This window comes from Blastococcus colisei, from assembly GCF_006717095.1.
In the GTDB taxonomy this organism is placed as follows: domain Bacteria; phylum Actinomycetota; class Actinomycetes; order Mycobacteriales; family Geodermatophilaceae; genus Blastococcus_B; species Blastococcus_B colisei.
Window position 1 is genome coordinate 1,141,350 of sequence record NZ_VFQE01000001.1, and the last position, 21,973, is coordinate 1,163,322.

The following is a 21,973-nucleotide window of genomic DNA, read 5'->3' on the forward strand; positions in this document are numbered from 1 at the left end:
TCGCACGCTCGCGGCGGGGCCCTGCAGGGGGCCGATCAGTCGGTCGTGGTGGCCCGAGCTGCGGCCGCGCGCTGGGTGTGGGCACCGCTGTGCGCTCCCGGCTCCCAGAGGATGTCGCCGTCGGGGTTGGCGACCCGGGACAGGATGAACAGCAGGTCCGAGAGCCGGTTGAGGTAGCGGGCGGTCTCGGCGTTGGTGCGCTCGGCGTCGACCTCCAACAGGGCCCACACGCTGCGCTCGGCCCGCCGGGCCACCACGCGCGCCTGGTGCAGCAGCGCCGCGGCCGGGGTGCCGCCGGGGAGGATGAAGCTGTCGAGCTTCGGCAACGACGCGTTGTACTCGTCGCAGGCCGCCTCCAGCCGCTCGGTGTAGGCCGACGTCACCCGCAGCGGCGGGTACTTCGGGTCCGGGGTGATCGGCGTGCAGAGATCCGCGCCGACGTCGAACAGGTCGTTCTGGATGCTGCGCAGCAGGTCGACGACGGCGGGGTCCGGGGCGCCCAGCGCCAGCACGGTCCCGAGCACGCTGTTGGCCTCGTCCACGTCGGCATAGGCGACCAGACGTGGATCGGTCTTGGCGACCCGGCTCATGTCGCCGAGGTGGGTCTGGCCGGCGTCGCCGGTCTTCGTGTAGATGCGGGTGAGCCGGACGGTCATGCTCCGCAGCCTAGGACCCGGTGCGCACCGGCTCCGGCCGGGCGGCGGTGGCCGCCCGCCGTAGGGTGGTCCGGTGGAGTGCTTCGAGGTGACCGGCGGCACCGCCCTGACCGGGCGGGTACGGGTCACCGGTGCCAAGAACAGCGCGCTCAAGCTCATGGCGGCCGCGTTGCTCGCGCCCGGCCGGACCACGATCGACGAGGTCCCCGACATCCTCGACGTCGCGATCATGGGCGAGGTGCTGCGCCGGCTGGGTTGCGAGGTGGACTACCAGCGCACGGCCGGGGGTGGTGGCGGGGGACGGGTGCTGATCGACGTCCCCGACAAGCCGTCCACCGAGACCGACTACGACCTCGTCCGCAGGATGCGCGCCTCCATCAGCGTGCTGGGGCCGCTGGTGGCCCGCTGCGGCAGCGCCCGCGTGGCACTGCCGGGCGGCGATGCCATCGGCTCCCGCGGGCTCGACATGCACATCGCGGGCCTGGAGCGGCTGGGTGCCACGATCGTCAGCGAGCACGGCTTCCTGGTGGCCACGGCGCCCCGGCTGTCCGGGACGTCGATCTGGCTGGACTTCCCGTCGGTGGGCGCCACCGAGAACCTGGTCATGGCCGCGGTGCTCGCCGGCGGGACCACCGTCATCGACAACGCCGCGCGCGAGCCGGAGATCGTCGACCTCTGCTCGATGCTGCGCGCCATGGGCGCCCACATCGAGGGGGCCGGTACCTCGACGATCACCGTCGAAGGCGTGGAGGCGCTCTCGCCGGTGAGCTACACGACCGTGCCCGACCGCATCGTGGCGGGCACCTGGGCGGTCGGCGCGGTGATGACACGTGGCGACGTCGTCATCGAACGGGCCGTCGCCGAGCACCTCGCGGTGGCGCTGGACAAGCTCGCCGACGCCGGGGCGACGGTCGAGGCGCGGTCCGACGGCCTACGGGTCGCCATGACCGAGCGGCCGCGCTGCGTCGACATCGTGACGCTGCCCTTCCCCGGCTTCCCGACCGATCTCCAGCCGATGGCGGTCGCGCTCGCCGCGGTCTCGACCGGGACGGCCCTGATCACGGAGAACGTCTTCGAGGGCCGGTTCATGTTCGTCAACGAGCTGGTGCGGCTGGGGGCCGACGTACGCATCGACGGTCACCACGCCGTCGTCCGCGGGCGGGAGCGGCTGTCCAGCGCGCCGGTCGTCGCCACCGACATCCGTGCCGGTGCCGGGCTGGTGCTGGCCGGGCTGGTCTCCGACGGCGTCACCGAGGTGCAGGAGGTGCACCACGTCGACCGTGGATACCCGGACTTCGTCCAGCAGCTGCAGGGGCTCGGGGCGCGGGTCGAGCGGACGCAGCGACCCGGCTGACCCGTCAGGGGCCGGGAAAGGTGGAGGCCAGGGAGCGGGCGCGGGCGGCGTCCTCCGGGAACACGAACACGTCGGCCCGGTGCGGAGCCGGGCACCGCACGGTCGACCGGATCCCTGCGTCGGAGAGCACCGCGCGCAGCGCGAGCGCCGACTCCCTGCGGGAGAGAGTGGCCACCAGGGTGAGCAGGCCCTCCTCCACCGGCGGCGTCGGTGCCCCTCGTCCGTACCCGGTGCCGAACGCCCAGCGCAGGAAGAGCGCGATCAGGGCCAGGACGATGAATGCGATCACCGGTCCCACGAGGTAGTGCAGGCTGCTGCCCGCGCCGATCGGCATGCCGACCTCCTGTCCGCGACCCCGTTCGAGTGTGCCACCGGTCACGCTCCCCGGCCGGAGCTGCTACCGGCGGGTAACCGCCCTACACTCCGCCGGTATGCCGTTCCCTTCGTCGCCGGAGGAGCGTGACCGTCCGTGGGTCATGCGCACCTACGCCGGACACTCCTCGCCGGCCGAGTCCAACGCCCTGTACCGGCGCAACCTGGCGAAGGGGCAGACCGGTCTCTCGGTCGCCTTCGACCTGCCCACGCAGACCGGCTACGACCCCGACGACGAGCTCGCCGTCGGTGAGGTCGGCAAGGTCGGCGTCCCGGTCACCCACATCGGCGACATGCGCGCGCTCTTCGACGGCATCCCGCTCGACGAGATGAACACGTCGATGACGATCAACGCGACCGCGATGTGGCTGCTCGCGCTCTACCAGGCGGTCGCGGAGGAGCACGGCCACGACGTCAGCACGCTCGCGGGGACGACGCAGAACGACATCATCAAGGAGTACCTGTCGCGGGGGACCTACGTCTTCCCGCCGGCTCCGTCGATGCGGCTGATCACCGACATGGTCGCCTACACGGTGACGACCATGCCGAAGTGGAACCCCATCAACATCTGCAGCTACCACCTGCAGGAGGCCGGGGCCACGCCGGAGCAGGAGATCGCCTACGCCATCAGCACGGCCATCGCCGTCCTCGACTCCGTCCGTGACTCCGGGCAGGTGCCGCAGGAGAAGTTCGGCGAGGTCGTCGCGCGCATCTCCTTCTTCGTCAACGCGGGCGTCCGCTTCGTCGAGGAGATGTGCAAGATGCGTGCCTTCACCCAGCTCTGGGACGAGCTGACGAAGGAGCGCTACGGCGTCGAGGACCCCAAGCACCGCCGCTTCCGCTACGGGGTGCAGGTCAACTCCCTGGGGCTGACGGAGGCGCAGCCGGAGAACAACGTCCAGCGGATCGTGCTCGAGATGCTCGCGGTGACGCTGTCCCGCGACGCGCGAGCCCGTGCTGTGCAGCTGCCGGCCTGGAACGAGGCGCTCGGGCTGCCCCGGCCGTGGGATCAGCAGTGGTCGCTCCGGCTCCAGCAGGTGCTGGCCTACGAGACCGACCTGCTCGAGTACGAGGACCTGTTCACCGGGTCGGTCGTCGTCGAGCGAAAGGTCGCCGGGCTCATCGAGGGCGCCAGGGCCGAGATGGCGCGTGTCGAGGAGATGGGCGGCGCCGTCGCGGCGGTCGAGTCCGGCTACATGAAGAGCGCGATGGTCGGTTCGCTGGCCGAGCGCCGCCGCCGGATCGAGAGCGGCGCGGACGTCGTCGTCGGCGTCAACAAGTTCGAGACCACCGAGCCCAATCCGCTCACCGCCGACCTCGACACGGCGATCATGGTCGTCGACCCGGCCGTGGAGGCCGCGGCGCAGGAGGCGGTGCGGACGTGGCGCGCCGAGCGCGACCAGGGAAGGTGCGACGAGGCGCTCGACGCCCTGCGAGAGGCGGCGGGCAGCGACGTCAACCTGATGGCCGCGACCCTCGACTGCGCCCGCGCCGGGGTGACGACGGGGGAGTGGGCCGGGGTGCTGCGCGAGGTGTTCGGTGAATACCGGGCGCCTACCGGCGTCGCCGCGGCGACCGGCGGCGGGGAGGCCGACGCCACCCTCACCGAGGTACGCGAGCGGGTCCGTGCCACCGGGGAGGAGATCGGTGGGCGGCTGCGCTTCCTGGTCGGCAAGCCCGGGCTCGACGGGCACTCCAACGGCGCCGAGCAGATCGCCGTGCGGGCCCGGGACGCCGGCTTCGAGGTGGTCTACCAGGGCATTCGCCTCACCCCGGCGCAGATCGTCTCCGCGGCGGTCGAGGAGGACGTGCACGTGGTCGGTCTGTCGGTGCTGTCCGGATCCCACCTCCAGGTGGTCCCGAGCGTGCTCCAGGGCCTCAAGGACGCCGGACTCGACGACGTCCCGGTCGTCGTCGGCGGGATCATCCCCGACAGCGACGCCCGCCGGCTGCGCGAGCAGGGCGTGGCCCGGGTCTTCACGCCGAAGGACTTCGGGCTGACCGAGATCATGGGTCATGTCGTCGACGTGATCCGTGAGGCCCATGACCTCCCCGCCCACCCCGACCAGAAGGTGCCGACGCCGGTCTGACGTCGGCTAGCGTCGGGCCATGACTGACGGCGCACCCCGGGTCGAGCGCAACGGCGACATCGTCTGCATCACGATGACGCGGGGAGCCCGGCGCAACGGGCTCTCGCGCGAGCACGTCGGGCAGCTGCTGGCCGCGTTCACCGACGCCGGTGCCGGCGACGCTGCTGGGATCGTGCTGGCGGCCGAGGGCCCGGTGTTCAGCGCGGGGCACGACTTCCGCGACGTCGTGGACCGTCCGCTGCCCGAGGTGCGCAGCCTGCTCGCGCTCTGCACGCAGCTCATGCAGACCATCGAGAGCGTTCCCCAGGTCGTCGTCGCGCGGGTGCAGGGGCACGCGGTCGCTGCGGGCTGCCAGCTGGTGGCCTCGTGCGACCTCGCGGTCGCCGCGGAGTCTGCCGGCTTCGCCGCTCCCGGTGGCAAGGGCGGCTGGTTCTGCCACACCCCGATGGTGCCGATCGCGCGGAACGTGGGCCGCAAGCGTGCCATGGAGCTCGCGTTGACCGGCGACATGATCGACGCCCGGACGGCGCTGGACTGGGGGCTGGTGAACCGGGTGGTGCCGGACGACGAACTGGACGGTGCCGTCACCGAGCTGATGCGTCGCGCGACGCGGGGATCCCGGACCAGCAAGGCGCTCGGCAAGCAGACGATGTACGCCCAGCTGGACCGACCGGAGCGCGACGCCTACGCGATCGCGGTCGAGGTGATGGCTGCCGCCAGCCAGCTGCCGTCGGCGTCGGAGTGGGGCGCGTCGTTCCTGGAGAAGCGCCGTCCGGTCTGGACCGACTAGCGCGGGATTCCCCCGGGAGCGTGAATCGGCGCACATCCCGGCATGACCGGGCGACGGGTTGCATTGACCCTTCCGTGCAGAACCTGTGGGGCCTCACGCAGCGGCGTGCCCTGGACTACGGACGGATGACGACCGCCGGCTGTTGACGCCGGCCGCGCTCGTCGTCCCCTCCCCATCCTTCGAAAGGCCCTCCCTCTCGTGCTCGCTCGTCTCCGCCGCGTGCCGTTCGCGGCGCAGGTACTCCTCGCCCTCGTCGTGGGCGTCGCCCTCGGCCTCGTCGCCCGTGAGATGGGCGCCGTCTCCGACGGCTCGCCCAACTGGCTGACCAGCACCCTCCAGACCATCGGCAGCACCTTCGTCACGCTGCTGAAGACTCTCGTCCCACCGCTGATCGTCACCGCGGTGATCGTCAGCATCGCCAACCTCAGGCAGGTCTCGAACGCCGCGCGCCTGGCCGGTCAGACCCTCCTGTGGTTCGCGATCACCGCCCTGATCGCGGTCGCGATCGGCATCGGCCTCGGCCTGCTCACCGAGCCGGGCCGCAACAGCTCGGTGGACGCCGCCGCGCAGACCGAGCCGGGCACCACCGGCTCCTGGTGGGGTTTCCTCAACGGGCTCGTGCCGCAGAACGTCTTCGGCCTGCAGGGCTCGGCCGAGGGCGCGCTGTCGTTCAACGTGCTCCAGTTGATCGTTCTCTCGGCCGCGATCGGCATCGCCGCGCTCAAGGTCGGCGAGGCGGCCGAGCCGTTCCTCGGCTTCGTCCGTTCCGCACTGGCCATCGTCCAGAAGGTGCTCTGGTGGGTCATCCTGCTCGCGCCGCTGGGCACCGTCGGCCTGATCGGCAACGCGGTCGCCACGTACGGCTGGGAGTCCCTCGGCTCGCTCGGTGTCTTCGCCGGCGCCGTCTACGCGGGTCTCGCGCTGGTGCTGTTCGTCGTCTACCCGGTGCTCCTGCGCGCCCACGGCCTCTCGCCGCTGCGGTACTTCGCGGGCGCATGGCCGGCCATCCAGCTGGCCTTCGTCTCCCGCTCCTCGATCGGCACGCTGCCGGTGACCGAGCGGGTCACCGAGCAGAACCTCGGCGTCCCGCGGTCCTACGCCTCGTTCGCCGTCCCGCTGGGCGCGACGACGAAGATGGACGGCTGCGCGGCGATCTACCCGGCCCTGGCCGCCATCTTCGTGGCCCAGTTCTTCGGCGTGGACCTGGCGTTCACCGACTACCTGCTGATCGTGCTGGTCTCGGTCATCGGCTCCGCGGCCACCGCGGGGACGACGGGCGCGGTCGTCATGCTCACGCTGACGCTGTCCACCCTGGGCCTCCCGCTGGCCGGCGTCGGCCTGCTGCTGGCCGTCGACCCGATCCTCGACATGGGCCGCACCGCGGTGAACGTCGCCGGTCAGGCGCTCGTGCCGACCATCGTGGCCAAGCGCGAGGGCATCCTCGACGTCGAGCGCTACCGGTCGACCTCCACCGTCGACCCGCTGTCCCGGGTCGAGGAGCGCGCAGGTGTGGACGTCGACCTGCGTCGTCCGGAGCCCGTCACGGTCTGAGCCGCAGGACCGCACGACCCGGCCGGTCCGGTCCTCCTCGCGGGGGACCGGGCCGGCCGTCGTCGTGGATCAATCGGTCAGGTCGGCGCAGCCGGACTCGCCGGGCAGGAGCGGACGGAAGGTCACCGACCAGCGCCTGCCGTCGTCGGTGACCCACGGGGTGGTCGCGTTGGCGTCCCGGGCTGCGGCGAGCAGTGTCTGCGCCCGGTCCCCGGTCGCGGTGACGCAGCTGACGTCGCCGAGGCCGCCGACCGGCTCGCCCGGCAGGTCGGGACCGGGCCAGGGCAGCTCCGGCTGCGGCAGGTCGTCGCCGGGGTCCACCCACGGGGAGACGACCGCCGCGACGGCCTCGGGCTCGTAGGCCTCCGTCGCGCGGCCCAGATCTGTCACCGAGGCGAGGAAGTCGCTGAGCTCCTCCCGGGCTGCCGCCTGCTCCGGCGTGATCCCGGTGTCGGGAGGGCCGGCGGGACCGGGAAGGTCGGAGGACGCCCCGAGCGCGTAGACCTCGCGGACGTAGGTGTCCGATGCGGTCACGAGGGTGAACCGGGTCGACGGGACATCGGCGATCGGCGGGCTGCCGAGGTCGCCGGTCTCGTCGACGCCGGCAGCCAGGGCCCGGTCCACGACGTCGGTCACCTGCCCGGGCTCGATCTCGGCCACCTGCAGATTGGGCAGCGCCGGGCCGGGATAGATCGCCGGCACGGGGCCCTCGGTGATCACCCGCCCGTCGGCGTAGACGCTCACGATCGGCAGCCGCGCGGCGAGCATCATCGGCGTCACGAAGCCACCGGTGTGCTCCACCTGGAGCACCAGGCCCTCCTCCGGCGCCGCCACCGACGACGGGGCCGCCGGGTCGCCGGGACTCGCCGTGCCGCCCCGCTCGGCGCACGCCGTCAGGGCCAGGACCAGGGCGAGTGCCGTGGCCGGCCGCGCCGCCCGCATGATCGTCATGCTCCTGTCGACGACGGGGCGGCGGGCAGGGTTCCCGCGCCCGGTACCGTCGGCGCCCGTGCGCCTGGTCATCGCCCGCTGCTCCGTCGATTACATCGGGCGGCTCACCGCCCACCTCCCCATGGCGACCCGCCTGTTGCTGGTGAAGGCCGACGGCTCGGTGTCCATCCACGCCGACGACCGCGCCTACAAGCCGCTGAACTGGATGACGCCGCCCTGCACGCTCAGGGACGAGCTGGCCGACGGGTCGGGCACCTGGACGGTCACGAACAAGGCCGGCGAGCAGCTGATCATCACGATCGAGGCGGTCGAGCACGACCACTCCCACGAACTGGGTGTCGACCCCGGCCTGCAGAAGGACGGCGTCGAGGCCGAGCTCCAGCGCCTGCTCGCCCTGCACGTGGAGACCTTCGGGGCCGGCTGGTCGCTGGTCCGCCGCGAGTACCCGACGGCGATCGGTCCGGTCGACCTGCTGTGCCGCGACGCGAGCGGGACCACCGTCGCCGTCGAGATCAAGCGGCGCGGCGAGATCGACGGCGTCGAGCAGCTCACCCGGTACCTGGAACTGCTCAACCGCGACCCGCTGCTGGCCCCGGTCAAGGGTGTGTTCGCCGCGCAGGAGATCAAGCCGCAGGCGCGGGTGCTCGCCACCGACCGCGGCATCGAGTGCGTGACCGTCGACTACGCCGTCCTCAAGGGCACCGACGACCCTTCCGCCCGGCTCTTCTGACCCGCCTCGACCGGCTGGAGCCAGCCGGCCAGGGCGGCGGCGTCCATCCGCAGGATCTGCATCGCCAGATCCGTGGTGACCGTCGCGAGGACGTCGCGGTCGCTGTGGATGTTCTTGTTCGCGCTGTCGGCGCCTTCGATGGTGAGCACCGCGGGGATGCCGCCGTCGAGGAACGGCACGTGGTCGCTGGCGAAGGGGTTCAGCGACGTCTCCACCGCGAGTCCGGTCCAGGTCGCGGCCGCCCGGGCCAGGTCGTCGATCAACGCCGCGGACAACGGCGCGCCCTCGAGCAGCACGGTCGGCGCCGCGGTGTTGAGCGAGCCGACCATGTCGAGGTTCAGCACCGCGCGGATCCGTGCCCGCTCGTGCGGGGCCAGTGCCGCGACGTACTGACGGCTGCCGTGCAGGCCCTGTTCCTCGCCGCCGAAGAGGATCACCCGCAGGTCGTGGCGCCACGACCGCCCGGCGAGCACCCGGCCCAGTTCCAGGGCGCCGGCCGAACCGCTCCCGTTGTCGTCGGCACCCGGCGCCGGCGCCGACGGTCCACCCGGGGTGTTGACGGAGTCGAGGTGCGCGGTCACGAGGACGACGGCCCGGTCACCGGTTCCCGTCCCGGGCAGCTCACCGACGACGTTCGCGCTCGACCCGGTGCCCACCGTGATCGAGTGCCGGGTGACCGCGAAGCCGGAGCCGGCCAGCCGGTCCGACGACCAGTCGGCCGCCTCGCCGAATCCGGTGCTCCACGAGTGCCGCGTCGGCAGCCCGGTGAGGAACCGCATCGACTCGTCGAAGGACTGCGGCGAGAGGCCGGCCAGCAGGCCGGCCGTGTCGTCGTCCGCCGGCCCCGCCTCGACGGACGGGCGGTCGACGACGACGACCGCGCCCGCCGGCAGGTGCTCGATCCGCCAGTCGGCGTGCTCGTCGGCCCCCTCGGGCCGCCGGGGAGCCGGCACTCCGCCGGCGACCAGGTCGACGACCAGGTGCCGCCCGTGGTCCAGGAGGACCGGGACCTCCGGGTGCTGCACCTGGAACGACCGGCCGACCTGGGTCACCAGGGCCGGCCGCACCGCTCGCCCGTCCGCCGCCCACTCGAAGACCTGGTCCCCGAGCCGGATCGACGCACCCTCGCCGGGGACGCTCATGCCACTCCTCTCAGTCATCGGCCCTCCGTCGGACCTCGAGCCGGTCCGGCCCCAGGTGCACGACCTCCAGCACCTGCTGGCCGCCCCGGTCCGTGCTCACCGCCACCGTGTCGCCCGCGGCCGTCTCCCACCGACCGGGCACCGGCTCCCGGGCATCCCCCCGGCCCACGGCCCACTCCGTGAACGAGCCGTCGTCGGAGAACTCGATCCCGTCCCGCCCTCGGGCCGGGGGGAACGCGTAGTCGGAGGGCCGGTAGACCGCGACGTCCCCGTGGTCCTCCTCGAACGAGTGCATCCAGCGCTTCGCCAGGCCCGGCAGAGGCGTCGGCATCGCTGGGCCTAGACCGGGGTGGCCATGCTGGAGGTCTGCCCCAGCGAGTTGCGGACGCCGTCGAGGCAGGCGGCCATGCGAGCGGCTTGGCCGCCGGTGAACATCACCATCCCGCGGTCATCGGTGTAGTCCATGTAGTCGTAGAACAGATCGCCGTGCGGACCGTTGCCGCAGGTGACGTGCGGGAACGACGGCACCCCGAAGTTGGGTCCGCCGGCGTTCGGGGTGTCCGCCACCTCGTCGGTGCCCGCGCACCCGGTGCCGTCGTCACCCCAGATGTGGAACAGGTTCAGGTAGTGGCCGATCTCGTGGGTCGTCGTCCGACCCAGGTCGAACGGCGCGCTGGCGGTGCCCGTGGTCCCGAAGCCGGTGTGCAGGCAGACCACGCCGTCGGTCTCCGGCGGCCCTCCCGGGAACTGCGCGTACCCGAGCAGGCCGCCCCCGAGCTGGCACACCCAGATGTTGAGGTAGCGGTCCGCCGGCCAGGGGTCGACGCCGCCGGTGGCTGCGCTCTTCACCCGGTCGTCGGAGTCGAACGCGGTCACGTCGGCGCGCGTGCGGGTGATTCCCGACGTCGGCTGCCCGTCCGGGTCGGTCGTCGCCAGCGCGAACTCGATGCGGGTGTCGGCGATCAGCCTCGAGAAGGGCTCCGGGACGATGTCCCTGTCCGCGTTGGTGGCGCGGAAGTCCTGGTTGAGCACGTCGATCTGGCTGTGCACCTGCTCGTCGGGAATGTTCTGCGCGTCGGTGTTCCAGACGACGTGCACGACGACGGGGATGCGCACGACGCCCCCGAAGCGCTCTGTGCCACCGGCCGCCAGGAAGGCCAGCGTGCCGTTCTCGATGGCCGACCGCGCGTCGCGGTAGGCGGACGACTCGTTGAGCAGCCGGCGGTGGACGGTCATCGCGCCACACCCCCGCCGCGCGGGGACGTCGCCCTGGGGCCGGCGCGGGCTGACGACGTCGGGGCCCCTGGCGGTGCTGCCCGAACCCGGCGCGGTGTTCTCGTTGTCGGTCATGCCTGTCGCCGTCCCTTCGTTCCCCACGGGGCGCCGTGCCCCCCGGGCGGCTTCGCGTCGACCGCCGACCTGCGGGCGGCAACGGTGGGACGGGCCGGGAACTCGCGCTCTGACCGGCGTGGGACCGGCTCCGGGCCGGGGATTGTCGGCCGCGAGGCGGCTCGTCCACGGCGGTCAGGATAGGGCCCGACGACCGGCTGTGGGGCCGTTCCCTGCGTCGTGTGCACGACGGCCGGACGCCGGTCCGCCGGGCGCGACGGGGTTACCGGCGGGTAGCCACCGGGCGTGCGGTGCGGCGCGGGTGAGAGACTGCCCGCGATCACCGCCGGTGGGAGGAGAGGGCAACGTGGCCAGGGAACTGAACGAGGTCGGCGTCGTGGGGCTGGGCACCATGGGTGCCGGCATCGCCGAGGTGCTCGCACGGGCGGGCCTGTCGGTCACGGCCGTGGAGGTCACCGACGAGGCACTGGCGCGCGGCCGCGGGCACGTCGAGCAGTCCACCGACCGTGCCGTGAGCCGCGGCAAGCTCGACCCCGCCGACCGGGACACCATCTTCGAGCGGATCCGCTTCAGCACGTCGCTCGAGGACCTCGCGAACGCCGAACTCGTCATCGAGGCCATCCCCGAGCGGATGGAGCTCAAGGCCGACGTCTTCGCCAAGCTCGACAAGATCTGCCCGCCGGACACCATCCTGGCGACCAACACGTCGAGCCTCTCGGTCACCGAGCTGTCGGTCGTGACCGGCCGGCCGAGCAAGGTCATCGGGATGCACTTCTTCAACCCCGCCCCGGTCATGAAGCTGGTCGAGGTGGTGCGCACCGTCGTCACGGAGCCGTCAGTGGTCGAGGACGTCGAGGCGCTGGCCGATCGGCTCGGCAAGGTCGACGTCACGATCGGCGACAAGGCCGGTTTCATCGCCAACGCGCTGCTCTTCGGCTACCTCAACCACGCCGTCTCGATGTACGAGAACCGCTACGCCAGCCGCGAGGACATCGACGCCGCCATGCGGCTGGGCTGCGGCCTGCCGATGGGCCCGCTCGCGCTGATGGACCTCATCGGCATCGACACCGCCTACGAGATCCTCGACACGATGTACAAGCAGTCGCGCAACCGGCTGCACGCGCCCAGCCCCGTCATCAAGCAGATGATGACCGCGGGGCTGCTGGGCCGGAAGTCAGGCCGCGGCTTCTACTCCTACGCCGAGCCCGGCTCCGCCGAGGTCGTGGCCGACGCGGCCACCCCTGCCGCGGGCGGGGCCGCGGAGGGCGCCCGCGACGTCGCGACCGTCGGCGTCGTCGGATCCGGCACCATGGCCACCGGCATCATCGAGGTCGTGGCCAAGGGCGGCTACGACGTGCGCTTCGTCGCCCGGTCGCCCGAGAAGGTGGACGCGGTCACCACGGCGCTCACCAAGTCCCTCGACAAGCAGGTCGTGCGCGGCCGGCTCGAGGAGACCGTCAAGGACCAGATCCTCGCCCGCGTCTCGGGGACGACGTCGCTCGACGACCTGGCCGACCGCGACCTGATCATCGAGGCCGTCGTCGAGTCGCTGGGGGTCAAGGAGGCGCTGTTCGCCAACCTCGGTGAGATCGCCAGGCCCGGCGCCGTGCTGGCCACCACCACGTCCAGCCTGCCGGTCATCGAGTGCGCCACAGCCAGCGGCCGCCCGGCCTCAGTCGTCGGCATGCACTTCTTCAACCCCGCACAGGTCATGAAGCTGGTGGAGGTCGTCAGCACGATCTCCACGGCGCCCGACGTGGCCGCCACCGCACACGCGGTGAGCGCGAAGCTCGGCAAGCACGCGGTGTCCTGCACCGACCGCGCGGGATTCATCGTCAACGCCCTGCTCTTCCCGTACCTGAACGACGCCGTGAAGATGCTCGAGGCGCACTACGCGACCGCCGACGACATCGACGCGGCCATGAAGGTCGGCTGTGGCTACCCGATGGGCCCCTTCGAGCTGCTGGACGTCGTCGGCCTCGACGTCTCCCTGGCCATCGAGAAGGAGCTCTACACCGAGTTCCGCGAGCCCGGCTTCGCCCCGGCGCCGCTCCTCGAGCACCTGGTCACCGCCGGTTACCTGGGTCGCAAGACCGGCCGCGGGTTCCGGGACTACGCCGGCCGCTGAGACGTGCCCCGCCGCCGGCCGAGCGCCGGTCCGCGATCCCCGGATCGCGGACCGGCCCGGCGGACTGAGCAGGTCGAGCAGGCGGCCGACGGCGACTGGGTGGTCCGTCCGGTCACCGGTGCCGCCACGGGGAAGGCCTACCGCTGCCCGGGGTGCGATCAGGAGATCCGGCCCGGGACGCCGCACGTGGTGACCTGGGCGGCGTACGCGCGCGACTCCGACCTCGATCCCTGGGACACCGAGTCGGCCGCCGACCTGCGTCGGCACTGGCACACCGCGTGCTGGCGGGCGCGGGACCGCCGGCGGTGAAAGAGGGCCACCCTTCCCCCCACGCCTCGCAGGCTCGGCGCGGGGACTGGCGAAGGGTGGCCGATCCAGTGCGCCACCAGACTCGCGACGGACCGTCACGACGCCGTTGCATCACCTCATCAGCACCGCGCTGACGACGACGTTGTCGCGGTAGCTGCGCCTGTCTCGGTCGAACTCACCGCCGCAGGTGATCAGTCGCAGCTCGGCCCGGGGCGTGGGCCCGTAGACGTCCTCGGTCGGGAACTCGTTCTTGGGATGACGTTCCGTGGCGGTGACGCTGAAACGGACCGTGCTCCCGTCGGCGCGGTCGACCAGCACCTCGTCGCCGACGACCAGCTCGTCGAGCCGGAAGAACACCGCGGGCCCGTCCCGTGAGTCGACGTGACCGGCGATGACGGACGGTCCCACGTCGCCGGGCACGGCACCGTCGGCGAACCAGCCGGCCCGATCGAAGTCCTCCGGTGGCACCAGCGTGCCGGTGGCGTCGGTGCGCAAGCGCAGCAGTTCGCTGTCCACCCCCATGGCCGGCACCCGCACTCGAACCGGCGGCGCCGCGGTGCCCACGGTGCCGCGCTCGGCCACCACGGGGACCGGCGTGGCGGCGGCCTCGGTCGCCGGGACGGTCGCGCCCGGATGAACCAGCGCGACCGTGCCGGCGATCAGCGCGGTGCCGGCGAGCAGCCGCCAAAGCAGCGGCTGCACGGGCCGCCGCGGCCGACGGTGGGAGCTCACCGGACGCGCCTCAGGAACGGGCGACGTGCCGGGCCCGACCGCGGCGCGACCGCCGGCCCACCAGCAGGCCGGCGAGGACCGTGAGGCCCAACGCGCCGCCCACGACGGCCGGGTCCAGCTCGCCGGCCGCAGTCCCGCCGGCTCCCGTCTCCACGCCGCCGGTGGGGACCGTGCCCGAGCCCGCGGCGTCCAGGACCGTGCGCACGGTCAATCCGCCCTCGGGCCGGTCCAGGACGAAGAGGCTGTACACCGAGCCCGGGGCCAGGTCCAGCGGCAGGTCGGTGGCCTCGCCGTCCACCGTGAGCTGGAGCGCACCGGCGTCGCCGGGCACGGCGGCGTAGTTCCCGGCCTCCGCGAAGGCCAGGTCGGTGGCCAGACCCGTGCCGCCGACGGAGGCGTCCAGGGTCGGTGCACCGGCAGCGGCGGAGATGACCCGCACTCGGGCCTGGCCGGACGGCGGCAGCGTGAGGTCGTCCTCGAGAACCTCCAGGCCGAGGTCGGCGAAGCGGCCGACCCCGGCGACGGTGCGGGCGTCCTCGGTACCGATCTCCACGGTGGTCGACAGCACGGGCGGGGCGGTCGGGTCGGCGCCGGCCTCCCGCATGCTCACCGTGTAGACCCCCGCGGGCACGCCCTGGTAGTCGGAGATGGTCCCGTAGCCGACGCCAGGCACCGTGAGCAGCGCCGTCCCGTCGCCCGGGTCGGCGACCGAGTCGACATAGACGTCGACCGCCGGGGTGTCCGGCGAGAGGTGGGCCAGGCGCAGCAGTCCGTCCTCCGCGGCGGTGGCCCCCGCCACCGCGGGGGCGACGAGCAGGAAGCCGGCACTCATCGCGACGACGGACAGCACACGGGTCGACCGGACCACAGTTCCTCCAGCAGGTTCGGGAGCGGACCGGAAGAGGCCCTGCGGTCCATTCGGCCACTCCACGCGACTCCTGTCCAACCGAGGGTCACGGGGAGGCCTCGGCGACCAGCGCGTCGGGCGCAGATGCGTAGCGGTAGGACAGCAGAACGCCGTCGTCGGTGACCTCCACGCGGTCGGGGGCGAAGGGCGGCAGCTGGGCCTCCAACCAGGTGCGCAGTTCCGCGGTGGCCGCCTCGCCGGCGCCGACCGGCGCGGTCCCCACGGCGTCGAGCAGCACGGTGCGCGCCGGCCCCTCGGCGCCCTCGGCCCGAGGGAACTCGGCCACGCCGAGGCCTTCCCGGGCGGTGAGCACCGCCAGCAGGGAGAGCAGCCGCATGTCCACGTCGGCCGACCCCAGCACTCCCGCGGCCTCCTCTGCGGCGCGCGTCGTGGGGTTGGCCAGCACCGCCTCGGCCAGCGTCCGCCGCCGGTCGAGGTGGTCTGCCGTCGGGATGCCGGGGGAGGGGTCGACCAGGACGAGGCCGTCGAAGCGGGCGACCACCCGGCCACCGGGCGCTGCGGAGCCGTCGGTCACCGTGAGGACGAGGTCGTCCGGGCCGGTGGGCCGGTCGGTCGCCACCAGGTCGTCGGGCGCTCCGGCGACGATCAGGTCGTCGCGCACGTCGCCCTCGGCTCGCAGCTGTGTGCCAGGAGGCAGCTCGCGGTCGGCCCAGTCCAGGAGGGCAGCCGCAGCGGGAGCCTGCGCGGCGGTGCCGGCCACCGGGGCGCTGTCAGGGGCGGTCCTCGTCCCCGCGGTCATGGTGGCCGCGCTCCCGGTCGGTCGGCTGCCCTGGGCGTCGGACCGGTCCCCCTGCTCCAGCCCCACCAGCAGGCCGGCCGCCGCCGCTGCCAGCATCACGGCGAGCGCCACCACGAAGACGAGCCGTCCGCGTCGGCTGCCGAGTGCTGCGCCGAGCGGACCCCCGGCGCGGTGCCGGGGACGGTGCCGTGCACGGCGGGTCGGCACCGCACCTCCTCCCCGGCGTCCGTGGACGGCTGTGCCCCCAGGATGCCGCTGTCCCGCGAACAGTGGTGCGGTGGCTCGCTACCGCGGGTGGTACGCCACCGGCGTCAGAGCCGGCCGTGGGAGACCGGCTGGACGGCGGTGTCGGCGTTCTCCGCTCGAACCGCCGGCTGGTCGATGGCCTGGGTCGGCGGGCCCTGGACCGGAGCCTGTGTGGCGCCGGGCCGCGGGGGCATGGGGAGCTGGCGGGTCGTCGGCTCCGGACGGGTGGGCTGACGGGCCGCAGCCGCCTCGCCCTCGCCGCGGGAAGCGGTGGGGGATGCCATGGCCGGGGCCGGCGCCGTGACCGGTGCTGTCGCACCGGTCTGCGGAGTGGGCGACGGACGGCGCTCGGTCTCCCCGGCGGGAGCAGCCTGCGACGTGCCGCTCGACGTGGTGGCCGGAGTCTGGCCGGCCGCGGGTGAGGACGGCTGCGCGTCCGCGGGTGCGTGCCGGGGGGGCGCCTGCTGGGGCTGTGCCTGCTGCTGCGGCTGAGGGGACGACTGCCGCGGACGGTCGCCGAGGTCCGGAAGGCTGCTGAGCAGCTGACGGGCCTGCAGGAGCCGGTTGGTGAGCTCGTCCCGGACGTCGCGGATCGCTTCGGCCTTGGCCTCCGCCTCGGCGATGAGCTGCGCCGCATGCTGCTCGGCCGTGGCGATGCGCTGACGGGCGGCCTGGGTGGAGACGCGCTCGCGCTCCTCCTCCGCCGCGGCGGCCTCGGCACGGCGCGCGCGCTGCGCGATGTCGAAGTCCTCCTCGACCTTCGCCCGGCGGGCCTGCGACTCGGCGTCGAGGCGGGCCACCCGCTCCTGGGCCTTGGCGACGAGTTCGTCGGCGCGCTGCTGCGCCTTCTGCGCGATCTGCTCGGCCTGCTGGTGGGCCTCGGTGAGCATCCGCTCGACCTCGGCCTGCCCGGCGGCGTGCCGCTCGAGCAGTGCGCGCTCCTCGGCGGCGGTCTGCTCGCGGACGGCCTGGGCGTCGAGCTCGGCGGCGCGGCGGATCTCGCCGGCCTCCTCCTCGGCGAGCTGCAGCATGTGCTGGATGCGCTCGCTGATGTTCTCGAACGTGGGGGCCGACGCCGTCGCGGCCTTGCGGCGCAGCGACTCGATCTCGCCGTGGAGGGCGGACAGCTGGCCCGCGAGGTCGGCCGAGCGGCTGACTGCGGCGTCGCGGTCGGCGAGGGCGACCCGGAAGTCGGCCTCGAGACGCTCGATCGTGTCGGCCACCTGGCTGCGGTCGTACCCCCGCAGGACCACGTCGAACGAGTGCTGAGCCTCGTGGATCGGCAGCAGATCGCGGCGGGGATCGTTCATGTCTCCCATCCTCGCAGACGCGCGGAGGCACTGTCAGCGTGTCGGGGGGAGTCGCCGGTACCAGCAGTCCCGGCTGTCCCCTGCGCCACGCCCCGGCTGCGGACCGGGGCGTGGCGCAGGGTGCCGTCAGGGGTGGGTGGGTTCAGACTCCACGGAAGCGGTTGATCGCCTCGAGGTGCTGCTCGCGCTTCTCGGCGTTCCGGACGCCGAGCCCTTCCTCGGGAGCCAGGGTCAGCACGCCGACCTTGCCCTGGTGGGCGTTGCGGTGGACGTCGAGGGCGGCCTGGCCGACCTCCTCCATCGGGTAGACCTTGGACAGGGTCGGGTGGATGAGGCCCTTGTCGATGAGCCGGTTGGCCTCCCACGCCTCCTTGTAGTTGGCGAAGTGGGAGCTGAGGATCTTCTTCAGGTTCATCCAGAGGTAGCGGTTGTCGTAGGAGTGCATGTAGCCGGTGGTCGAGGCGCAGGTGACGATCGTCCCGCCCTTCTTGGCCACGTAGACGCTGGCGCCGAAGGTCTCCCGGCCGGGGTGCTCGAAGACGATGTCGACGTCCTCGCCGCCGGTGAGCTCCCGGATCTTCTTCCCGAGGCGCTGCCACTCCTTGGGATCCTGGGTGTTCTCGTCCTTCCAGAACGCGTACTGCTCGGCGGAGCGGTCGATGACCAGCTCGGCGCCCATCCGCCGGACGATCTCGGCCTTCTCCGGGCTGCTCACGACGCAGACCGGGATGGCGCCGCCGTTGAGGGCCATCTGGGTGGCGTAGGAGCCCAGGCCGCCGGAGGCGCCCCAGATCAGGACGGTGTCGCCCTGCTTCATGTTTGCGCCGTTGCGGCTGACCAGCTGGCGGTAGGCGGTGGAGTTGACCAGCCCGGGGGCGGCGGCCTCCTCCCAGGAGAGGTGGCCGGGCTTGGGCATCAGCTGGTTGCTCTTGACCAGGGCCAGCTCGGCCAGGCCGCCGAAGTTGGTCTCGAAGCCCCAGATCCGCTGCTGCGGGTCCATCATCGTGTCGTCGTGGCCGGCCGGGTCCTCCAGCTCGACCGACAGGCAGTGCGCGACGACCTCGTCACCGGGCTTCCACTTGTTCACCCCCGGGCCGACCTTGAGGACGACGCCGGCGAGGTCGGAGCCCACCACGTGGTAGGGCAGGTCGTGCTTCTTGGTCAGCTCGGAGACGCGGCCGTACCGCTCCAGGAAGCCGAAGGTCGAGACCGGCTCGAAGATCGACGTCCAGACGGTGTTGTAGTTCACCGAGGACGCCATGACGGCGACGATCGCCTCGCCCGGGCCGAGCTCCGGTGTGGGGACCTCCTCCACGTGCAGGGACTTGCGCGGGTCCTTCTCCTTGGTGGTGAGGCCCTCGAACATGTCCTGCTCGTCCTTGCGCACCAGCACCGCGCGGTAGGACTCGGGTACTGCCAGGCCACCCACGGCGTCCAGCTGGTCGCTGAGGATGGCGTCCCTGATCTCGTTCACGCGAACTCCTGGGTCATCTGTGGCCATCGTCGGCCGGCTCGGAGGCGGTACGGGCGGTACGGGTGGCGCGATGTTACCGATGGGTAACCGGATGGTCGAGTCGGGTCAGCGGGTCGGGTGGTCCGCCGGCTGCACGAGCTCCACGAGCACGCCGCCGGCGTCCTTCGGGTGGACGAAGTTGACCCGGCTGTCGGCGGTGCCACGCTTGGGGACGTCGTAGAGCAGGCGCAGGCCGCGCTCGCGCAGGGTCGCGCTGACCGCCTCGACGTCGTCGACCCGGAAGGCGAGCTGCTGCAGACCGGGCCCGCTGCGGCCGATGAACTTCGCGATGGTCGACTCAGGGGTCAACGGCGCCAGCAGCTGGATGCGGGTGTCGCCGTCGCCGACGGCGAGCATGGCCTCGCGGACGCCCTGCTCCTCGTTGGTCTCCTCGTGCACCGACCGGACGCCGAAGGCCTGCGCGTAGAACGCGATCGCCTCGTCGAGGTCGGGCACCGCGATGCCGACGTGGTCGATGGTGGTGAACAGCTCGCCGGGCAGCCCGGCACGCGTCTGGTTGGTCACCCGGGCATCTTGCCGCCAAGACGTCTGAGACGTCACACCGATGTGGCAGGCTTCACGGCCGGGTGACCGGCATCCGGCGGGCCGTCGCTCGTTGCACCCAGCGATTCAGCACAGTCCTATCCTGAGGGGCAGTCCGACCCGCGCGTCCGCGCGTTCTGCCCTGTAGACACGGTCGCCGGCGTCGGCGGCCCGGCACTGGAGGTCCCCCTGTGAGCGAGAACAACAGAGCCCGCTCGGTCATCGTCAGCGGCGCCCGCACCCCGATGGGCCGGCTGCTCGGCTCGCTCAAGGACTTCTCCGCAGCCGACCTCGGTGGCGTCGCGATCAAGGCGGCCCTGGAGCGGGCCGGCATCTCCGGCGACCAGGTCGACTACGTGATCATGGGTCAGGTCATCCAGGCCGGCGCCGGCCAGAACCCGGCCCGCCCGGCTGCGGTCGCCGGCGGCATCCCGATGTCGGTGCCGTCGTTCACGCTGAACAAGGTGTGCCTCTCCGGCCTCGATGCGATCGCGCTGGCCGACCAGCTGATCCGCGCCGGCGAGTTCGACGTCGTCGTCGCCGGTGGCATGGAGTCGATGACCCAGGCCCCGCACCTGCTCGCCAACTCGCGCTCGGGCACCAAGTACGGCGACACCACGCTCGTCGACTCGATGGCGCACGACGGCCTCTCCGACACCTTCGACCAGGTGGCGATGGGTGTGCTCACCGAGCAGGCCAACTCGCGGTACGACCTGACCCGCGAGGAGCAGGACGAATTCGCCGCGGCGAGCCACCAGAAGGCCGCGCGGGCGGCCAAGGACGGGATCTTCGACGAGGAGATCACCCCGGTGCTCATCCCGCAGCGCAAGGGCGACCCGATCGAGTTCCGCGAGGACGAGGGCATCCGCCCCGACACGACCGCCGAGAGCCTGTCGAAGCTCAAGCCGGCCTTCGCCAAGGACGGGACGATCACCGCCGGCACCGCGTCGCAGATCTCCGACGGCGCCTGCGCGGTCGTGGTGATGAGCGCCGAGAAGGCGGCCGAGCTGGGCATCACCCCGATCGCCGAGATCGGCGCCCACGGGGTCGTCGCCGGCCCGGACGCCACCCTGCAGAGCCAGCCGTCGCGGGCCATCCAGAAGGCCTGCGCGCGCGAGGGCATCGATCCTGCGGATCTCGACCTGGTCGAGCTCAACGAGGCCTTCGCCGCCGTGGGCATCGTGTCCACCCGCGAGCTGGGCATCGACCCCGAGAAGGTCAACCCCAACGGTGGCGCCATCGCCCTCGGCCATCCGGTCGGCATGAGCGGCGCCCGTATCGTGCTCGACCTGGCGCTCGAGCTGCGGCGCCGTGGCGGCGGCGTGGGGGCCGCGGCGCTGTGCGGCGGTGGCGGTCAGGGCGACGCCCTGATCCTGCACGTGCCCGCCAAGAGTTGAGCGAGCTCGACCGGAGACGGAGCAGTTCAGCGCACGTGGCTGACGAGCGCCAGCAGGGCAGTCACGTGAGTCCGGAAGGACTCGCCGTCCAGACGGACGCCCCCGACGCCACGACGGGGCAATCGCTCACCCGCCGCTCCCGGCGTGCAGCCGACGTCCCCACCTTGGTCGAGCGTGCCCGCGAGGGGGACGCCCGTTCGGTGGCCCGGCTGATCTCCCTCGTCGAGGACGCCAGCCCCGCCCTGCGCGAGGTCGCCGCTGCGCTGGCCCCGCACACCGGCCGGGCCCAGGTCCTGGGGCTGACCGGCTCCCCGGGCGTCGGCAAGTCGACGACCACGACCGCCCTGGTGCGGGCGCTGCGCGCCGTCGGCAAGCGCGTCGGCGTGCTCGCCGTCGACCCGTCGTCCCCCTTCTCCGGCGGTGCCCTGCTGGGTGACCGCGTCCGGATGCAGGACCACGCCGGCGACAGCGGGGTCTACATCCGCTCGATGGCCTCGCGCGGGCACCTCGGCGGGCTCTCCTGGGCCACCCCGCAGGCACTGCGCGTGCTCGACGCCGCCGGCTGCGACGTCGTGCTCGTCGAGACCGTCGGCGTGGGGCAGTCCGAGCTGGAGATCGCCTCGCTGGCCGACACCACGCTCGTGCTGGTCGCCCCCGGGATGGGCGACGGGATCCAGGCGGCGAAGGCCGGGATCCTCGAGGTGGCCGACGTCTTCGTCGTCAACAAGGCCGACCGGGACGGCGCCGACACCACCGTCCGCGATCTCCGCTACATGCTGTCCCTGGGTGGCCGGCACTCCGAGGCCGGCCACTGGCGGCCGCCCATCGTGAAGACGGTGGCCAGCCGGGACACCGACAACGGCATGGACCAGGTGCTCGAGAAGATCGAGGCGCACCGCCAGTGGCTGGAGTCCTCGGGCGAGGCGCACCGGCGGCGCAGCGAGCGGGCGGCGCGGGAGATCGAGGCGATCGCGCTGGCCTCCCTGCGCGAGCGGATGGGCGACGTGCACGGCTCGGCGGCGCTGGGCACGCTGGCCGACCGGGTCGTGGCGGGGAAGTCCGACCCCTTCCGGGCGGCGGACGAGCTGCTCGACCAACTCTGACCTGCGCCCCCCACGTCGGCCCGTGAGGATGGACCGATG

General features: G+C 72.7%; 21 protein-coding genes. 9 read left to right on the top strand and 12 right to left on the bottom strand.

Features of this window, described 5'->3' with window-relative positions:
* Positions 1 to 35: 35 nt before the first annotated feature.
* A complete protein-coding gene (locus FHU33_RS05470; protein WP_142024443.1) occupies positions 36 to 656 on the bottom strand; it encodes a cob(I)yrinic acid a,c-diamide adenosyltransferase in 621 nt (206 codons plus the stop codon).
* Between the two features lie 73 nt (positions 657 to 729).
* On the opposite strand from FHU33_RS05470, the gene murA reads away from it, so the two are divergent.
* Positions 730 to 2,010, top strand: coding sequence for a UDP-N-acetylglucosamine 1-carboxyvinyltransferase (gene murA / locus FHU33_RS05475; RefSeq protein ID WP_142024444.1), 1,281 nt, complete (start codon positions 730 to 732; stop codon positions 2,008 to 2,010).
* A gap of 4 nt (positions 2,011 to 2,014) precedes the next feature.
* Here murA and FHU33_RS05480 read toward each other — a convergent pair whose 3' ends face one another.
* Positions 2,015 to 2,344: a hypothetical protein gene (locus FHU33_RS05480; protein WP_142024445.1), complete on the bottom strand. Its 330-nt coding sequence runs from the start codon at positions 2,342 to 2,344 to the stop codon at positions 2,015 to 2,017.
* A gap of 97 nt (positions 2,345 to 2,441) precedes the next feature.
* Here FHU33_RS05480 and FHU33_RS05485 point away from each other — a divergent pair, with 97 nt between their 5' ends.
* The 3 genes from FHU33_RS05485 to FHU33_RS05495 all read left to right on the top strand — a co-directional run bounded on the left by FHU33_RS05485 (position 2,442) and on the right by FHU33_RS05495 (position 6,813).
* Complete coding sequence (locus tag FHU33_RS05485; RefSeq protein WP_142024446.1) at positions 2,442 to 4,472, top strand: protein meaA; 2,031 nt, start codon at positions 2,442 to 2,444, stop codon at positions 4,470 to 4,472.
* Between the two features lie 19 nt (positions 4,473 to 4,491).
* Complete coding sequence (locus FHU33_RS05490; RefSeq protein WP_142024447.1) at positions 4,492 to 5,262, top strand: enoyl-CoA hydratase-related protein; 771 nt, start codon at positions 4,492 to 4,494, stop codon at positions 5,260 to 5,262.
* Positions 5,263 to 5,460: 198 nt separating this feature from the next.
* The gene (locus tag FHU33_RS05495; RefSeq protein ID WP_142024448.1) at positions 5,461 to 6,813 is read left to right on the top strand and encodes a dicarboxylate/amino acid:cation symporter; all 1,353 of its coding nucleotides are present in this window, start codon (positions 5,461 to 5,463) and stop codon (positions 6,811 to 6,813) included.
* A gap of 69 nt (positions 6,814 to 6,882) precedes the next feature.
* On the opposite strand, the gene FHU33_RS05500 is transcribed toward FHU33_RS05495, so the two are convergent.
* On the bottom strand, positions 6,883 to 7,836 hold the full coding sequence (locus FHU33_RS05500; RefSeq protein ID WP_211355006.1) for a hypothetical protein: 954 nt from the start codon (positions 7,834 to 7,836) through the stop codon (positions 6,883 to 6,885).
* Between FHU33_RS05500 and nucS the strand changes: the two genes are divergently transcribed.
* Entirely contained in the window at positions 7,823 to 8,494 is a 672-nt protein-coding gene (nucS, locus tag FHU33_RS05505; RefSeq protein ID WP_142024449.1) for an endonuclease NucS, read from the top strand. The genes FHU33_RS05500 and nucS overlap by 14 nt on opposite strands.
* Here nucS and FHU33_RS05510 read toward each other — a convergent pair.
* Genes FHU33_RS05510 through FHU33_RS05515 form a run of 3 tightly spaced genes read right to left on the bottom strand, consistent with a single transcriptional unit; the run spans position 8,446 to position 10,986 of the window.
* Entirely contained in the window at positions 8,446 to 9,636 is a 1,191-nt protein-coding gene (locus FHU33_RS05510) for a M28 family metallopeptidase (RefSeq protein WP_211355007.1), read from the bottom strand. The genes nucS and FHU33_RS05510 overlap by 49 nt on opposite strands.
* Before the next feature lie 10 nt (positions 9,637 to 9,646).
* Entirely contained in the window at positions 9,647 to 9,967 is a 321-nt protein-coding gene (locus FHU33_RS24835) for a hypothetical protein (RefSeq protein ID WP_170182332.1), read from the bottom strand.
* A gap of 8 nt (positions 9,968 to 9,975) precedes the next feature.
* Positions 9,976 to 10,986 (bottom strand): zinc metalloprotease, encoded by a 1,011-nt coding sequence (locus FHU33_RS05515; RefSeq protein WP_211355008.1) that lies wholly within the window; start codon positions 10,984 to 10,986, stop codon positions 9,976 to 9,978.
* A gap of 346 nt (positions 10,987 to 11,332) precedes the next feature.
* Between FHU33_RS05515 and FHU33_RS05520 the strand changes: the two genes are divergently transcribed.
* Positions 11,333 to 13,114, top strand: a complete 1,782-nt coding sequence (locus FHU33_RS05520; RefSeq protein ID WP_142024450.1) for a 3-hydroxyacyl-CoA dehydrogenase family protein — start codon at positions 11,333 to 11,335, stop codon at positions 13,112 to 13,114.
* Positions 13,115 to 13,213: 99 nt separating this feature from the next.
* Positions 13,214 to 13,423, top strand: a complete 210-nt coding sequence (locus tag FHU33_RS05525; protein ID WP_246063285.1) for a hypothetical protein — start codon at positions 13,214 to 13,216, stop codon at positions 13,421 to 13,423.
* A gap of 111 nt (positions 13,424 to 13,534) precedes the next feature.
* Here FHU33_RS05525 and FHU33_RS05530 read toward each other — a convergent pair whose 3' ends face one another.
* From FHU33_RS05530 to mce, 6 genes are all read right to left on the bottom strand, one after another.
* Positions 13,535 to 14,125 (bottom strand): class F sortase, encoded by a 591-nt coding sequence (locus FHU33_RS05530; protein ID WP_142024452.1) that lies wholly within the window; start codon positions 14,123 to 14,125, stop codon positions 13,535 to 13,537.
* Positions 14,126 to 14,165: 40 nt separating this feature from the next.
* Positions 14,166 to 15,023, bottom strand: coding sequence for a DUF4397 domain-containing protein (locus FHU33_RS05535; RefSeq protein ID WP_246063286.1), 858 nt, complete (start codon positions 15,021 to 15,023; stop codon positions 14,166 to 14,168).
* Between the two features lie 85 nt (positions 15,024 to 15,108).
* Positions 15,109 to 16,029 carry a hypothetical protein gene (locus FHU33_RS05540; protein WP_142024453.1) on the bottom strand — a complete coding sequence of 307 codons (921 nt, stop codon included), beginning with the start codon at positions 16,027 to 16,029 and terminating at the stop codon, positions 15,109 to 15,111.
* 104 nt (positions 16,030 to 16,133) lie between these two features.
* Complete coding sequence (locus tag FHU33_RS05545) at positions 16,134 to 17,378, bottom strand: coiled-coil domain-containing protein (RefSeq protein ID WP_142024454.1); 1,245 nt, start codon at positions 17,376 to 17,378, stop codon at positions 16,134 to 16,136.
* Positions 17,379 to 17,520: 142 nt separating this feature from the next.
* Positions 17,521 to 18,852, bottom strand: coding sequence for a crotonyl-CoA carboxylase/reductase (gene ccrA, locus FHU33_RS05550; RefSeq protein ID WP_142024455.1), 1,332 nt, complete (start codon positions 18,850 to 18,852; stop codon positions 17,521 to 17,523).
* Between the two features lie 105 nt (positions 18,853 to 18,957).
* Entirely contained in the window at positions 18,958 to 19,416 is a 459-nt protein-coding gene (gene mce / locus FHU33_RS05555) for a methylmalonyl-CoA epimerase (protein ID WP_142024456.1), read from the bottom strand.
* A 209-nt stretch (positions 19,417 to 19,625) separates the two neighbouring features.
* On the opposite strand from mce, the gene FHU33_RS05560 reads away from it, so the two are divergent.
* Positions 19,626 to 20,831: an acetyl-CoA C-acetyltransferase gene (locus FHU33_RS05560; protein WP_142024457.1), complete on the top strand. Its 1,206-nt coding sequence runs from the start codon at positions 19,626 to 19,628 to the stop codon at positions 20,829 to 20,831.
* Between the two features lie 35 nt (positions 20,832 to 20,866).
* Positions 20,867 to 21,934: a methylmalonyl Co-A mutase-associated GTPase MeaB gene (gene meaB, locus FHU33_RS05565; RefSeq protein WP_246063287.1), complete on the top strand. Its 1,068-nt coding sequence runs from the start codon at positions 20,867 to 20,869 to the stop codon at positions 21,932 to 21,934.
* Positions 21,935 to 21,973: the final 39 nt, after the last annotated feature.